This is a genomic window from Paenibacillus sp. NPDC056722, from assembly GCF_042790635.1.
Classification (GTDB): Bacteria; Bacillota; Bacilli; order Paenibacillales; family Paenibacillaceae; genus Paenibacillus_AQ; species Paenibacillus_AQ agri.
The window spans coordinates 446,694-461,524 of sequence record NZ_JBHTYV010000005.1; the positions used below are offsets into that span (position 1 = coordinate 446,694).

General features: G+C 51.8%; 13 protein-coding genes. 1 reads left to right on the top strand and 12 read right to left on the bottom strand.

All coding sequences use genetic code 11. From position 1 onward, the window contains the following. Positions 1-134 precede the first annotated feature (134 nt). The 7 genes from ACFRAM_RS15950 to ACFRAM_RS15980 all read right to left on the bottom strand — a co-directional run bounded on the left by ACFRAM_RS15950 (position 135) and on the right by ACFRAM_RS15980 (position 8,716). The gene (locus ACFRAM_RS15950; RefSeq protein WP_379466665.1) at positions 135-2,063 is read right to left on the bottom strand and encodes an amino acid ABC transporter ATP-binding/permease protein; all 1,929 of its coding nucleotides are present in this window, start codon (positions 2,061-2,063) and stop codon (positions 135-137) included. Beyond that, on the bottom strand, positions 2,060-3,934 hold the full coding sequence (gene cydD, locus ACFRAM_RS15955; protein WP_379466666.1) for a thiol reductant ABC exporter subunit CydD: 1,875 nt from the start codon (positions 3,932-3,934) through the stop codon (positions 2,060-2,062). Before cydD ends, ACFRAM_RS15950 begins: the two co-directional genes overlap by 4 nt. Then, on the bottom strand, positions 3,934-4,950 hold the full coding sequence (cydB, locus tag ACFRAM_RS15960) for a cytochrome d ubiquinol oxidase subunit II (RefSeq protein WP_066377886.1): 1,017 nt from the start codon (positions 4,948-4,950) through the stop codon (positions 3,934-3,936). The genes cydD and cydB overlap by 1 nt, the downstream gene beginning before the upstream one ends. Then, complete coding sequence (locus ACFRAM_RS15965) at positions 4,937-6,340, bottom strand: cytochrome ubiquinol oxidase subunit I (protein WP_379466667.1); 1,404 nt, start codon at positions 6,338-6,340, stop codon at positions 4,937-4,939. Before ACFRAM_RS15965 ends, cydB begins: the two co-directional genes overlap by 14 nt. Before the next feature lie 224 nt (positions 6,341-6,564). Then, on the bottom strand, positions 6,565-6,795 hold the full coding sequence (locus ACFRAM_RS15970; protein ID WP_066377880.1) for a cold-shock protein: 231 nt from the start codon (positions 6,793-6,795) through the stop codon (positions 6,565-6,567). Between the two features lie 188 nt (positions 6,796-6,983). Continuing rightward, on the bottom strand, positions 6,984-7,184 hold the full coding sequence (locus ACFRAM_RS15975; RefSeq protein ID WP_039878010.1) for a cold-shock protein: 201 nt from the start codon (positions 7,182-7,184) through the stop codon (positions 6,984-6,986). Between the two features lie 290 nt (positions 7,185-7,474). Continuing rightward, a complete protein-coding gene (locus ACFRAM_RS15980) occupies positions 7,475-8,716 on the bottom strand; it encodes a S1C family serine protease (protein WP_175373500.1) in 1,242 nt (413 codons plus the stop codon). A gap of 344 nt (positions 8,717-9,060) precedes the next feature. Between ACFRAM_RS15980 and ACFRAM_RS15985 the strand changes: the two genes are divergently transcribed. Then, complete coding sequence (locus ACFRAM_RS15985; RefSeq protein ID WP_379466668.1) at positions 9,061-9,267, top strand: hypothetical protein; 207 nt, start codon at positions 9,061-9,063, stop codon at positions 9,265-9,267. On the opposite strand, the gene ACFRAM_RS15990 is transcribed toward ACFRAM_RS15985, so the two are convergent. From ACFRAM_RS15990 to yycF, 5 genes are read right to left on the bottom strand one after another with little or no spacing between them, the layout of a single operon-like run. Continuing rightward, positions 9,236-10,042, bottom strand: coding sequence for an MBL fold metallo-hydrolase (locus ACFRAM_RS15990; protein WP_175373502.1), 807 nt, complete (start codon positions 10,040-10,042; stop codon positions 9,236-9,238). The genes ACFRAM_RS15985 and ACFRAM_RS15990 overlap by 32 nt on opposite strands. Positions 10,043-10,077: 35 nt before the next feature. Beyond that, positions 10,078-10,818, bottom strand: a complete 741-nt coding sequence (gene yycI, locus ACFRAM_RS15995) for a two-component system regulatory protein YycI (RefSeq protein WP_175373503.1) — start codon at positions 10,816-10,818, stop codon at positions 10,078-10,080. Positions 10,819-10,843: 25 nt separating this feature from the next. Then, positions 10,844-12,166 carry a YycH family regulatory protein gene (locus tag ACFRAM_RS16000; RefSeq protein ID WP_379466669.1) on the bottom strand — a complete coding sequence of 441 codons (1,323 nt, stop codon included), beginning with the start codon at positions 12,164-12,166 and terminating at the stop codon, positions 10,844-10,846. Continuing rightward, positions 12,163-13,992 carry a cell wall metabolism sensor histidine kinase WalK gene (walK, locus tag ACFRAM_RS16005; protein WP_379466670.1) on the bottom strand — a complete coding sequence of 610 codons (1,830 nt, stop codon included), beginning with the start codon at positions 13,990-13,992 and terminating at the stop codon, positions 12,163-12,165. Before walK ends, ACFRAM_RS16000 begins: the two co-directional genes overlap by 4 nt. Continuing rightward, complete coding sequence (gene yycF / locus ACFRAM_RS16010; RefSeq protein WP_175373506.1) at positions 13,989-14,726, bottom strand: response regulator YycF; 738 nt, start codon at positions 14,724-14,726, stop codon at positions 13,989-13,991. Before yycF ends, walK begins: the two co-directional genes overlap by 4 nt. Positions 14,727-14,831: the final 105 nt, after the last annotated feature.

Genomic DNA, 14,831 nt, shown 5'->3' on the forward strand with positions numbered 1-14,831 from the left:
CTATTATTGTGAAAAAATAACCCCGTCAGACTTTTGTCTGGCGGGGCTTTGTCATTATCTATCTTCCACTTATTCCATTTCGGTTAAAGTTCCACGCGAATCTCTGTCATGATCCAAATCTATATGCCTTCTTACTAACCAAGGAATTCTACCGGCCGGTCCAACTCATACAACCTGCGGTAACGTGGCTCTTTCTCCAGCAGCTCAGCATGAGTGCCGCGCATTTCGACAGTTCCATTCTCCATAAAAATCACTTCGTCCATCAGTTCCGCACCTACAAGGTGGTGCGTAACCCAAACCAGTGATTTCCCGGCCATCGCCTGGAACATCGTCGCCAGCAGCTCGCGCTCGGTGCGTGGGTCGAGACCCACGGTTGGCTCGTCGAGCACGACGACCGGCGTGTTCTGCAGCAGGATACGCGCCAGCGCGATCCGTTGCCGTTCGCCGCCGGAGAAGCGCTGCCCGGCTTCACGCACGGGCGTGTTATAGCCTTCCGGCAGGGAAGAGATTAGGCTGTCGAGCTTCGCTAGCGCGCCAGCGGCGCAGATCTCTTCCTCGGAAGCCTGCGGATCACCCAGCCGGATATTGTTCGCCACCGTGGTGTCGAACAGATGCGGACTCTGATTGAGTACCGCAATCAGCGAAGGAATGTCGTCGCCGTAGGACGCGGCGGCCCGCCCGTTAATCTCAGCCGAACCTTCCGTCGGCTGAATCACACCCTGAATGATCTTCAGCAGCGTCGATTTTCCTGCTCCGCTGCGGCCGATGATCGCGATCTTTTTCCCCTGCGGGAGATCTAAGCTTAGATCGCGGACAGACCAATCATCATCGGCTCCGTACCGGTAGCCGACATTATCCAGCCGGATGTGGGTTTGTATTGCAATATCATGTTGGCTGTGGCCTTCATTACCAGCTTGCCCCGTAGTAGTCGAAATGTCGCGCCCAGCAACAGTCACTTTAATTTTCGCTATTCCAGCACTTTGCGTACGTACTTCATCTAATGTTTCTGTACGGCCTCCAGCCACTAGCGCTACTTCCAATACACCAGCACTTACCGCACGGGTTCCCTGCCCATTCTGTTTCACTCCAGCGCCCTGAGTAAGCGCCCCATCCTTCTCCTCCACCCCTGACAACCGCTCCAGCGAGTTCCGATACTGCGGTATCTTCTCCACCGCTTCCGATACCGGCAGGAAGGCATCCGCAAGCGGGAAGACCACCAGTACGAACGCTGCGATCAGTGTTCCCGCGATGGCTCCGTCAGCATATTCCCCCGCCGCCCAGTAGAGCATCGACAGCACGCCGATGCCGACAATGGCCTGCCCAATGAACATCCGCAGGCGGGCCCAGCCCCGCAGCCAGCCATCGGTACGGGCTACTTTGCGCTCGTCGGCTTCATAGGTGGCCACGAACTGGCTTTGCCGACCGCTGATCATCCAGTCGCCCATGCCCAGTACGGCATCCGTCAGCTTCTGGTAGAGACGGTTGCGCTCCTGCTTCACTTCACGCTGCCGTCTTTGCGTGAACAGCAGCGAGACCAGCGGCAGTACAACCACCAGCACCAGAATATACAGACCCATCAGCAGTGCAAAGGTCAGATCGAAAGTGCCAAGAGCAATTACTGCCGCACCGTACAGCAACAGCGCAATAATACTAGGAAAGACGGTGCGCAGGTATACATTTTGCAAATATTCGATATCGTCGGCCAGCATGCCGAGGATGTCACCTGTCCGAAAGCGTGAGGACAAGAACAGCGCCTGTGGCTCCAGTATATGATACAGGCGGACACGCATCTTAGAGAGAATCCGCAGGATCGTGTCATGACCGACGAGCCGTTCCACATAGTGGATCACGGCCCGGCTTGTTCCGAAGGTGCGCACACCGACGATCGGTACATAGATCATTAATATATTTTCCGGCGGGATGGAGGCCTTGGAGATTAGGAACCCCGAGGTATACATCAGAGAAGAAGCTGAGAACACCGTCAGTGCCCCAAGGACAATAATCAGCACAAACCGCCAGAAGTATGAAGATACATATGGGGCGAACCATCCTTCTCGTTTCAATGGATTCCCTCCAATTGCGATTGAATAAGCTCATAATAGGCACCCTTGCGGGCGATCAGTTCCTTATGGGTGCCGGTCTCAGCTACTTGCCCCTGCTTCATCACGACGATGAGATCCATATCTACCATCCAGTGCAAGCGATGTGTCGCGAGAAAGACCAGCTTCCCGGCAAACAGCGGAAGCATCGTTTCCTTGAGCTCGTACTCTGTTTCAATATCCAGATGGGCCGTCGGCTCATCCAGCAGCATAATCGGTCGACTGCTTAGCAGCGCCCGAGCCAGCGCTACCCGCTGCTCTTGACCGCCACTGAGGGAACGACCGCCGCCGCCAATCATTTCTTCCAACCCGTTCGGTAGAGAATCTACCAGTCTCGACAATCCGGCTTCGCCGATTACTCGGCGAACTTCCTCCATTGAAGCTTCTGGATAATAGAAGCGCACATTGTCCGCAAGCGTGCCACTGAAGATATACGGCCGCTGCGGGATATACGCCGTCTGCTTCCGCCAGGCTTCGTCTGTCAGTGAGCTGAACGTGCTAGCGCCCACGGTAATACTGCCAGACGTAGGATGCAGAAAGCCACCCAGGATATCCACCAGTGTGGACTTCCCTGCTCCACTCTCCCCAATAATTCCGATCTTAGCCGCCCCTGCGAAACGCAGGCTGACCCCTTCCAGCGAGGACAATCCGCCTTCTTCATACTTAACACCCACGCCATTCAACTGTAGAATGGCGCCGTTAGTCCAAGCAAAGTCGGATGCAGAGGACGGTTGCCCTACAAGAGTAGTACCAGCAGTTCTATTAGTTCCAGCCCGACCAGCACCACCAACACGTCCAGCACTACTGACATTACCAGCCACAGCACCCGAGGCAGCTCCTTTTTCAGCAACCCCTTGCCCTGCTCCACTCGCCGTCAACTTCACCGCCTGTACGGTCTCCCGGTCAATAATACTCTTCATGGCCTCACCGGCTTCTTTTCCGTCCAGCGTAGCATGAAAATCCGCACCCACAAGCCGTACCGGCAGGAAATATTCCGGGGCCAGGATCAGAATGGTCAGCCCGGTGACCAACGTCATCTGCTCATTGACCAACCGCAGACCGAGGCTGACAGCCACGGAAGCTACCGAGAGCATGGTGAAGAAATCCAGAGCAAAGGAAGACAGGAACGCCACGCGCAAGGTACGCATCGTAGCTGAGCGATAACGATCGCTGACATGAGCGATGCTCTCGCTATGACTACGGCTGCGGCCCAGGAACTTCAGCGTCTCCAAGCCCCGCAGCGAATCGACAAAGTGATTGGACAGTGTCCGATAGGACTTGAGCTGACGGTCCATTTGTTTGCGAGCCGTCATTCCGATCAGAATCATAAAGGCAATAATGATCGGCATCGTCACGGTGAGAATCACGCCGCTTGTCGTGTCTTGTGTGTACACATAGACGAGCAGCATTAGCGGTGTGACTGACATTCCAACCATCCGTGGAATGATCAGCTCCAGATAAGTGCGGAACTTTGTTACGCCTTCCAATACCAGTGTAACCAGCGTACCGGTGCCCCGGTCGCCTGCCAATCTCGGCCCTAGCTGGAACAGCTTATCCATCATCTGCTGCCGCATGCTGCTTCCGGTCGCTTCCGCGAACCGGTAGGATACCCGGCTCATCAGCAGGGCGCACACATGGCGCACCAGAAACGCAAGAAGGAACAATAGGGAAGTACCCCATTGTTCCTTCAGCGGTGCTCCCGCAAACAGCGCAGAGACAACTTCCGCCAGCCCTTTGGCCAGCAGAAGAATGGACAGGCTTTGCACCAGGGTCAGGAAGCCGACGATCAGAAAGACCGGCCTAACTCCTTTGTACCCAAGCAAATTTTTATCCATTAGTATTCAAGATGCTCCTTCTCGTGAACCCGTTTGTGAAAGATAAAATAACTCCAAATCTGATAACCCAATACGAACGGCAGCAGCGTCAATGCCACAATCGTCATGACCTTCAGTGAATAATGTCCGGAAGCCGCATTCGTGATCGTCAGGTTGAACGCCTGATCAATGGAGCTGATCATCACCCGCGGGAACAGTCCCACGAAGATCGAAGCCACCGACAAGGCGAATACCGCTCCAGTCATGCCGAATGCCCAGCTGTCCTTCTTCTTCAACATGAAGTAGCCTGCCAGTACATATGCAATAATACCCAATATTACTATACTCAGAAGCACTGTTCCACGCTTTTCAAAGATATCGGTCATGAAGTAGGTCATTACCACAAAACCCAGCAGCAGTACGCCCAGTGGAATCAACAGCTTCTGCCCCAGCTTTCGGGCCCGAACCTGCAGATCACCAATCGTACGCAGCGTCGTGAACATCAGGCCGTGTACCAGACAGAGCAGAACTACTGTAATTCCGGCAACAACGGTGTAGATATTAACGATATCCGTGAATCCGGCATACATCTGCATATTGGCGTCAATCGGCAAGCCCTTGATGAAGCTTGCGAAGACGACAGCCAGCAGGAACGGCGGGAGGAAGCTGCCGAGGAAGATGCAGACATCCCAAGTTCTTTTCCAGGCCAGGGAATCCCGCTTGCCCCTGAATTCAAATGCTACACCCCGGGCGATCAGCGCCAGTAGCGCGAACACGAAGGGAATATAAAATCCGCTGAATAGCGTAGCATACCAGTTCGGAAAGGCCGCGAACATCGCACCTGCACCCGTCAGTAGCCATACTTCATTGGCATCCCAGAACGGTCCAATCGAGTTGATCAGCACCCGGCGCTCCGTATCATTCTTGGCCAAGAGCTGTGTTTCCATTCCTACACCAAAGTCAAAACCCTCCAGGAAGAAGAACCCGATGAACAGAACCGCAATCAATACAAACCACAATTCATTAAGAGAAAGCATGGGACCCCTCCTTGTTATATGGATCATGCGAATCGCCGTGATCGTTATCCATGGCATAAGGACCTTTTTTGATAACTTTGATGAACAAGCCGACCAATACCAGACCCAGAATTAAATAGATCGTTGTAAAAGAAATCACCGAGAATAATACCTGTCCGCTCGTGATATTAGGCGACACACTGTCTTTGGTCTGCATCAAGCCGAATACCGTCCACGGCTGGCGGCCAAATTCAGTCATCACCCAGCCCGCTGTATTGGCGATTGGCGGAAGCAGCAGTCCCCAGAACATGAACCGCATGAACCAGGTGTTCGGACGGTCCATCTTTTTACGCCAAATCAAGTACATTGCATACAGACCAAGCACGATCATTGCCGTACCCGCAGCAACCATGATCCGGAAGCTCCAGAAGGTGGTCCGTACCGGAGGAATGTAGTCCCCAGGTCCGTATTGCTGTTCATATTCAGCCTGCAATTGGTTCATCCCTTTAACTTCACCGGAGAACTTACTGTAAGACAGGAAGCTAAGCAAATACGGGATTTTGAATTCACCGCTGTTAGTCTTGTTCGTAGGGTCAATATTCGCCCACACCGTCCAAGGTGCAGGATCGCCGCTCTCGCCCCATAGTCCTTCGGATGCCGCCATTTTCATCGGCTGAGTCTCTACCAGGTATTGCGCCTGAGCATGTCCTGCCACCGCTACACCCACCGAAGAGATAATGCCGACAATTGCTGCAATTTGAAAAGATTTCTTAAAGAAAGATACTTCCTGCTTCTTCAGCAGCTTGTAGGCACTGATACCTGTTACAAGAAACGCGCCTGTAGCGTAGGCCGCCAGCACCGTGTGTGGGAATTCCACAAGTAATTGTCCGTTCGTAATGAGAGCGAAGATGTCATTCATTTCAGCACGTCCATTGTTGATCGTGAAGCCCACCGGATGCTGCATGAATGAGTTAGCGGTCAGAATCCAGAACGCCGACATCATCGTACCAAAAGCAACCATCCAGATGGAGAGCAAATGCACCTTCTTAGAGACTTTGTCCCAGCCGAAGATCCATAGCCCGATGAATGTAGACTCCAGGAAAAAAGCCAGTAGAGCTTCCACGGCCAGCGGTGCACCGAACACGTCACCAACGAATCGTGAATAATCGGACCAGTTCATCCCAAACTGGAATTCCTGCAGTATACCTGTAACTACCCCGACTGCAAAATTTATGAGGAATAGCTTTCCCCAGAATTGCGCCATTCTCTTGTACTCTTCATCGCCTTTTCTTACATACATAGTCTCCATGATGGCAATCAAAAGCGCTAGCCCAATAGACACCGGCACAAAGAAATAGTGAAAAATTGTCGTCGACGCAAATTGAATACGTGACAGCATGATTGTATCCATATTTCTCCCCTTCCCTCTCCCTTATCAATACGTCTATTTTGTCAAAAATTTTAAGGGAACTGTGTGATGTAAATCACATTATACGCTCTATTTTTGCTATAAAAATAATAATTTTGTGACAAATATCACAAAGTAGTGACAAAAAAGCAAAAAAAATAAGACGGTTTAACCGTCTCGGAGTTTGTGCGTTATTCTATACTAAGCTTGGCTCATAAAGGCGCCGGTCACGTAATGGAAATACCCTTCTTCAGCGACTTCAGATCACCGTTGGAATTGAGCAGCAGCGGCAGCATCTTCATACTGCGGACCATTGGAGCGTTGCAGAGACGACAAGAAGGCACAGTGTCAAAAGCAAAATTGTCCCTCATCCATCCATTGCACCCCTCGTTAGTACAGGCCCAAATCGCGGTATTCTCTTCCGGGATTTCCTCCACGGGTTTCTTCCGGTAGTTCATTGCCGTTCCTCCTTCCTTTATGTCACAAGTGGATTAACGATACATGATACCCCAAAATGTTAAGATTTATGCTTACACCTCTATAATAATAAGAAAAGCCCCAGTACGGAGCCCTTACAAAGGTTGTTGAGTTCTGTTAAAAAAAGACCGTCCCAACTTTCAACAAGCGGGGACGGTACCTTCTATTATTACAGTTTTACAACGTTTTCGGCTTGTGGACCACGGTTGCCTTGAACAACGTTGAATTCAACGCGTTGGCCTTCGTCCAAAGTTTTGAAGCCTTCGCCAGTGATCGCACTGAAGTGTACGAATACGTCGCTACCGCCTTCAACTTCGATAAATCCGAATCCTTTTTCAGCGTTGAACCATTTAACTGTACCTGTTTGCATGTGTGTAACCTCCACAAATTTAAATTAATATGTTCTTTTTATCTTCAAACAAAGAAAAAATTCACACATTGAAAAAGGTTGTATATTACTTAACTTGACAGCCCTTTTCAACACGAGAATTAGGTATCAAATGTATGATTGTTCTCATAGTACCACACCTTCGAAGTAAAGGCAAGCTGACCCATCCGAATATCTCCGTTTTTTCCCACAAAAGGCTGACTTCCCAATGTAAGGGCTGTCAGCCTGGCTGGTCATGACTGCTATATCATTATATACCATTTCTGAAGGTTTTATTCCTCAGGCTTCTCCAAAAGTTTTACCGATACCTGCTTTAGAACCCCGTTTCTGTAAAAAGTAATCTGTAATTCATCACCGATCTTAGTGTGATTATACAAATACTTCCGCAGTGAAAGGGTAGACGTAATGGGCTCTCCGTCAAATTTTGTGATAACGTCGTTGAACTGGAGTCCCGCAACCTTTGCCGGTCCAACAGCATCAAGTACGACTACACCGTCCTTAACAGCCACAGGCAGATTCAGCTCCTTGCGCTGGTCTTCGGCCAACGGGACATAAGGATTGTTCAGATCCACCGTGTAGACGCCCAGATAGGATCGTGAGATCTTACCCTTGCTGGTTAGCTCATCTGCCGTCTCCATAACATGATTGGTCGGTATGGCAAAGCCAAGCCCTTCTACGCCGGTATCCGAAATTTTCATCGTATTGATCCCGATCACCTTGCCGTTGAGATCAACTAGCGCGCCACCACTGTTACCTTCATTGATCGCCGCATCGGTCTGAATGACCTCCTGCTCCCAGTCGTACACACCATCCTGGTTGAGCGATACGGGAATCTTCCGCTCCGTATAGCTTATAATACCGGAAGTTAGCGTATCACCAAGACCAAGTGGATTGCCGATAGCTATGACGGTCTCCCCAAGACGCAGCTTGGAAGAGTCACCAATCTGAGCGATGGTGTTGATGCCCTTGGCATCAATCGACAGCACAGCAATATCGGTTACTTTATCTGCGCCGACCAGCTCCGCTCTGCGGGTCTCCCCAGACACCGTAACAATCTCCAGCTTGCCTGCACCCTGAACGACATGGTTATTAGTAATGATGTAGGCCTTATTGGCATCTTTTTTATAAATAACTCCGGAGCCCAGTGATGACTGATCCAGAATATTCTCTTCCTTGTTGTCTTCCTTATGGTTAACAATGCTCACTACGGCAGGACGAACCATCGCCGCCGCCTGAATAATACGATCGTAAGGATCGCCACTGCTCGGCGTCACGTTCTCAATGACGGTAGACCCTGCTGCTCTCTCCGGCGCCCAATGCCCGGTCACCAGGCTGAACAGCAATACTGCTACCACCGCACTGATTACAGAGCTAAGTGCAGAGATTTGCCATGTTGAGAGACTCCGGCGCGATCTGCTAGTTCGCCAACCCCGTGACAAGCCTTTGGATTTATCCTGTTCTCTGCTCCGCCGTGGTACCTTCGTTGAATAAAAATCATCATCAAACAATCCCAACGGTAATCCTCTCCCCTCTATTGCTACTGCATTCATACCTGAACGCCAAGCAACACCCGAACGGCTTCGTACTCTTCTAAGACTCCAAAGAGTGCCAAAAGGTTTCACTTTATCCATTCACCCAAATAGGCGGGTTCCAAGCGTAGGGGTCTCATATTCTTTCAATCAGGGAATATTTTACGACTTAAAAGACTACAATAGTAGAAAGCTCCAATTGTCACTTACGCCTAAACGCTCTGTATTGATTGTATCACAGGCGGGCACGCTTTCGCGGATTTTCCGCCGTAATTATTCTGCACATTTTTCCCAAACCCCTATCTCATCCCCAAAGGAGGTGCAAAGAAATGGAATCCTCTTCGATAAGCATGGATTTGGTGCAATTTATCGGTAAGCTCGGTGATTTAAAAGATGAGCATTACCATATGACACTTGCCCTCAGCGCCATCATCGAGCTGTTGATCGACAAGGGCCTGATCACCCGTCAGGAACTGGAGCACAAGACGGCCGAACTGGACCAGCTTATGGCTGGCTCACCATATCCCATGGCGTAGGACGGTCATAATATGTCTCGCACAGCTTGAACTCACTATCCTTGTAGAAGCAGCCCCGGTCCTCCATGGCGCCGCGTACAGACATCTTCGCTAGATCCATCATGTTATGATCCAGGCTCAAGTGTGCCAGATAGGTGCGTTTCGTCCGCCCTGTCAGGATCTCACTCAGGGCTGCGCCTGCAGCTTCGTTAGAGAGGTGACCCATGTCGCCGAGAATACGGCGTTTGGTATTCCACGGATAGCGTCCCATCCTCAGCATCTCGATATCATGGTTAGCCTCCAGCACCAGCACATCAGAATCGGCAATCGCCATCCTTACCTTATCGCTGACATACCCCAGGTCTGTAGCCACGCATAGCTTCTCTTTGCCATCATAAAAGTTGTAGCCCACCGGCTCTGCTGCATCATGAGAGATTGCGAACGACTCTACGCGCAGGCTGCCAAAATCCCTCTGCTGTCCGGTCTCCATAATAATGCGATGATGATCCGGTATTTTCCCGATGCCCTTCTCGATTGCCCTCCAGGTATTGGTGTTGGCGTAGATGGGGAGCTCATATTTGCGGGCCATAGCCCCGAGCCCCTTGATATGATCAGAATGCTCGTGGGTCACCAGAATTCCGTCTATATCCTGCCCGGTCAGCTCACGCATGCCCAATAGTTCGTCAATCCGCTTCGCGCTAAGACCCGCATCAATCATCAGCGTCGTCTCCCCATTACGCACCACAGTCACGTTACCTGTAGAACCGCTGGACAATACTGAAAAAGATATCCCCATGTTTACTACTCCTTCTATCCTGAAATCACGATATTCTAATCTGTTGTTGTCTTGGGACTAATGATGTCCGCACTGATGGCGTCCACATAATAGGACTTGCCATTCTCCAGCATGAACCGCCACATCGGGGCAGCCACCTGACTTTCGGAATTGAATAACTCCCCGTAGTAACCAAGTACAATTTCCTTGACTGCCGTGTCCGGCGGAAAATATTTTTCAATCAGGCTGCTTAGGGCATTGGATGCTGGAAGCACCTTCTGCACATCCTCATTGTTACCGGGCCCTATCTCGATATTGGGGCGGCGGTACGCCACAATCTTCTGATTGTTATAGATCAGCTCCAGCCTGACTCTGAACAGCGGCCACTCCTTTTTCACCAGTGGATGCAGCACGAATTTGCCTGCCTCGCTCTCCAAGGGATCGAACTGATAATCAGAGATATCCGGAATTTCACTTTGCAGCTCACGACTAAGCTCGGAGAACGTAAAAATCAGCTTACTGTCTATGGGCCGCTTCAGTGGCACTGGCTGCTCGCTCTGCTCATCCCCGGAGTAGCGGTATGTAATCCCAGGAAGCTGTGGTGTTGCCGCCGGGATGGGGCACAGAATACGAATTCCCTTCTGCTCCATCACCTGCTGTGTCGTTTCGGAGAGGGAAGTGAAATCCAGATTGGCGCTGACCTGATCGCGCAGGTCAATCCACAACTGATAACACAGCAGTAGGTTCAACAGTAAAAAAGCGTAGATCAGCACATTCTTGGCTCTTCCCCAATCCATACCGTTCCTCCTTCAAGTGAATAGCTTAATTCAGGGTAAGCACACTGCCGTCGCGCAGCGTAACCTTCCATACCGGCACGAGCTGCAGCTTCTCTCCCTTCAGAGATGGGATGTAGGCCGGCGTTAAATCCTGAACCGGCGAGGTCTTGCTGATTTGGGCCAATTGACTAAGCAGCGTCTCACCACCCGATAGCTCGGCCACCTTTTTCACCGCCTGATTCTCGTTCAGATACAATAGCGAACGCTCATAAGAAGAGACAGTGCCCTTCTGCAGCTCCAGATGAATCACGCCGAATTTCAGCTGTGGACGATTCAGGATCGGGTACGATCCGTACGGGTAAGAACCATAATATTGTTGAAAAGATACACGCCGCTCCTTGCCGCCGTCCCCGATAGGCACCTGATCCTGCGACTCGTCTTCCGCCGCAGCCAGCCGGTAGGTTCCATTCCAGCCTCCATGCTGGTTCACGAAGTCCACGGCTTCCAGCGCATCCTTTGCAGGCGTGCTCTCCCCGGCCGGCAGAGCCGCCGGATCACTATAGCTCATCCAGTTCTGCTCCTGATCCACCTGGAGACTGCGCTTGCTGTCCGTATAGATCTCCGATCCGTCCTTCTCGCGGATATATCGCGTGCTGCTAGTATCGAAGAATAGATTACTCTGCATTTGCTCAATCGTATACAGGCCGGAAGGAATCTCGACCTGCACCAGTGAGAGCTTGTCTGACGGCACATAATAATCCCCGTTCGCCGTTGTATACGGCGTCCAGTTCTTGCCGAAGTCCACATGCTGCTGGACGTCCTGCACCGTCAGGTCGGCTTTGGCCGCCTCATAGACGATATCGCCTCTCGTACTGAAGAAGATGGCATGCGCCTTGGAATCGTTCTTAACATTGTAGATCCAGATTCGGTTGATGCTCTCCCCGGCGAACAGGGAGTCGGGCGAAAGCTGCATCACCCGTTGCAGTAACGTTACGGGAATCCCCGCGCCAAAGGAAAGCTCAATGCCGGGGTTCTCTTTGCGAATCTTATTCCAGTCAAAGTCATCCACCGACCGCCGCTGGAAGCTCTCGAAGGTGCGTCCCTTTATCCGGTTGATAATCAGGTTATAGAACGTTGAACTGGGATAGAACAACGTGTGCTTGTCCTCGCCCATATGAATAATCATCTTGTCCGGGTAGAGCAGGTTCTCAACCTTTTCTTCTGGTCCCATGTTGTCTGTCTTTACATACAAATTCTCTGACATCACCGCTGAGTCGCTGCCCGGCAGGCGATAGATCAGATAATAACTCTCCACAAGACTGCTGAGGACGAGCAGCGCAAGAATCCATGTCTTTACTCTCTCCTTCACGCTTCACTCCCCCTTTGCTCGTCTGGAGGCAGCGTGAAGGTCACCTTAGAGCCTTGGTCGACTTCAGATTGCAAGGAAATAGAGCCTCCATGCGCCTTCACAATTTCCCGGGCAATGGAGAGTCCAAGTCCGGTTCCTCCCATGTTGCGTGAGCGGGCCTTATCTACCCGGTAAAAGCGTTCAAAAATGCGCTCAATATCCTTCTTCGGAATCCCGATTCCGGAATCTCGTACAGAGATCGATAGCATGCCTTCCTCATTCTGCAAGGCTTCCAGCTCAATACTGCCACCCTCAGGCGTGTACTTGAGTGCATTGGACACCAGATTGCCTAGCACCTGATCAATCTGATCACGGTCCAGCCAGGCGGAAGCAGCCTCCCTGCGCACTCTCGTACTGATATGGATCCGCTTCTGCCGGATCTGGAAGGAGAAGCGGTCCGCCACATCCTCTAGCATCTCGGCCACATCCGTCTGCTGTATACGCAGACGAGCCTCCTTGGAATCGAGCCGCGACAGATGCAGCAGGTCCGTTACCAGCCGGATCATCCGCTCGGTTTCGTTGCGGATGACTCCGACAAAGCGGGCGGCCAGCTGCGGATCATCCAGCGCGCCATCATCCAGCGCCTCGGCATAGCTCTTGATCGTCGTGAGCGGCGTACGCAGCTCATGCGATACATTCGCCACGAACTCGCGGCGGGATTCCTCCAGGTTCTCCTGCTCCGTGACATCCTGGAGCACGGCGATCGTTCCCGCGATCCCGCCTTCCCGGCGGTGGATCGGCGTGAAGGTGACACGCACAATATTGGGGTCACCACCGCCGATCGGCGACAGATGCAGCATGGCCGAGTGTGCATTGTCGCGCGGCAAGGCACCGGCCTGCTCAGAGTCGAGGCCGAGTAATTCATTCAAGGGCGCGCCCTCCGGGAGCGGCCCTTCGGCACCCAGCATCAGCGCGGCACGGCGGTTCATCAGGATGACAACGCCGGTCTCGTCAGTTGCTACCACGCCATCGCTCATGTTCGTCAGAATGGAGGCCAGCTTCTCCTTCTCTTCCTCATTCTGTGACAGCGCCTCATGCAATCGGCCTGTCATATAGTTGAAGGCCTGGCTCAGCTGGCCAATCTCGTCATTGCCAAACACCGGCATTTTCCGATTGAAGCGTCCCTCAGCCACTGCCGTAGCATGACGAGTCATCTCCTTGATCGGCTGTGTGAACGTATGGGCGATGATAACGCCCAGCACCGCCGTAAGGGTCAGTGCCAGCAGCAGCCCGGAGATGAATACACTGTTAATCCGGCTCATCGTGGCATAGAGATCCTTCATATCGGCGGCGATGTAGATAGCGCCAACAACCTTGCCACCGGAGAGTACCGGCTTCGCTACAACCTTCTTCCGCACATTGTCATCGCCAATAATATATTCTTCATTGTCGCTGATACCTTGAAGGGCACGGCTGACCACGGTCTGCGTATTCCGCTGACCTACATAGTCATTCTGTGAAGGGACAGACGTCGTGATAATCTTGCCGCTGGCATCCAGCACCTGTATTTCGGCACCGTTAATATAGAGATTGTTCACCATGCCGCGCAGGCTCTCTACCGCTGTCTCCTCGTCAATGGTACCAGCCTCACTACCGAACTTGTCGGCAGTCAGAATGGATAGCATCTCAGCCCTCGCCTTGAGGTCCTTCGTAAAGTTATCAGTCAGTGAATTTTTCATCGAGCTGACAAAATAGACGCCGATCAGTTGCATCGCAATCAGGATCAGCAGGACATAAATGATAATGAACTTGGCCTGAATCGTCCGGAAAAAGGACAGTCCCTTCATCCTAACCCTCCGTTTTTGGGGCTATGCATCAAATAGCCAAGACCGCGCCGGGTAAAGATATATTCCGGCTTGCTGGGATTCTCCTCAATCTTCTCCCGCAGACGCCGGATCGTAACATCCACGGTCCGCACATCGCCGAAGTATTCAAAACCCCAAACGGCCTGCAGCAAATGCTCCCTGGTCATGACCTTGCCGGCATGGCGGATCATGTAATAGAGTAGTTCATACTCCCGATGCGTTAGATCGAGCGCTTCTCCGTCTTTATAAACCATGTACATATCCGTATCTATAAACAAATCGAAATGGTGAATGCCCTGCTTGGCAACGGGAGACTCGTTACTGAGCGTCTCCGCCGTACTGGGCTTGTGCTGCCGGCGCATCTGTGCCTTGACCCGGGCCAGCAGCTCACGCGTGCTGAACGGCTTCGTTACGTAATCGTCAGCTCCCAGCTCCAGCCCAAGCACCTTGTCAATCTCCCCGTCCTTGGCTGTGAGCATAATGATCGGAATGTCCAGATGGGCCGAGCGTACCTCCCGGCATACATCCATCCCGTCCTTGCCGGGAAGCATGAGATCCAGCAGCATGAGATCGGGCCGTTTGGACAAAGCCAACTCTACTGCGCTATTTCCATCAAAGGCGCAAATGACCTCATAGCCTTCTTTTTCAAGATTAAATTTCAAAATATCAGCAATAGGCTGCTCGTCGTCCACCACCAGAATCGTTCCCATCTGCATATGCGGCTTCACCTTTCTATCTGTACTTGCTTACATTCCTTTATTCTAACATACCTGCCGTGGCCTCACATCCTACCAATTAAGCAGTCTGCACAGGGAAAATAG

Coding starts and splice junctions, on each gene's coding strand:
- cydD (WP_379466666.1), bottom strand. CDS start 3,934: ATGGATAAAAATTTGCTTGGGTACAAAGGAGTTAGGCCGGTCTTTCTG.
- cydB (WP_066377886.1), bottom strand. CDS start 4,950: ATGCTTTCTCTTAATGAATTGTGGTTTGTATTGATTGCGGTTCTGTTC.
- ACFRAM_RS15965 (WP_379466667.1), bottom strand. CDS start 6,340: ATGGATACAATCATGCTGTCACGTATTCAATTTGCGTCGACGACAATT.
- ACFRAM_RS15970 (WP_066377880.1), bottom strand. CDS start 6,795: ATGAACTACCGGAAGAAACCCGTGGAGGAAATCCCGGAAGAGAATACC.
- ACFRAM_RS15975 (WP_039878010.1), bottom strand. CDS start 7,184: ATGCAAACAGGTACAGTTAAATGGTTCAACGCTGAAAAAGGATTCGGA.
- ACFRAM_RS15985 (WP_379466668.1), top strand. CDS start 9,061: ATGGAATCCTCTTCGATAAGCATGGATTTGGTGCAATTTATCGGTAAG.
- ACFRAM_RS15990 (WP_175373502.1), bottom strand. CDS start 10,042: ATGGGGATATCTTTTTCAGTATTGTCCAGCGGTTCTACAGGTAACGTG.
- yycI (WP_175373503.1), bottom strand. CDS start 10,818: ATGGATTGGGGAAGAGCCAAGAATGTGCTGATCTACGCTTTTTTACTG.
- walK (WP_379466670.1), bottom strand. CDS start 13,992: ATGAAGGGACTGTCCTTTTTCCGGACGATTCAGGCCAAGTTCATTATC.
- yycF (WP_175373506.1), bottom strand. CDS start 14,726: ATGCAGATGGGAACGATTCTGGTGGTGGACGACGAGCAGCCTATTGCT.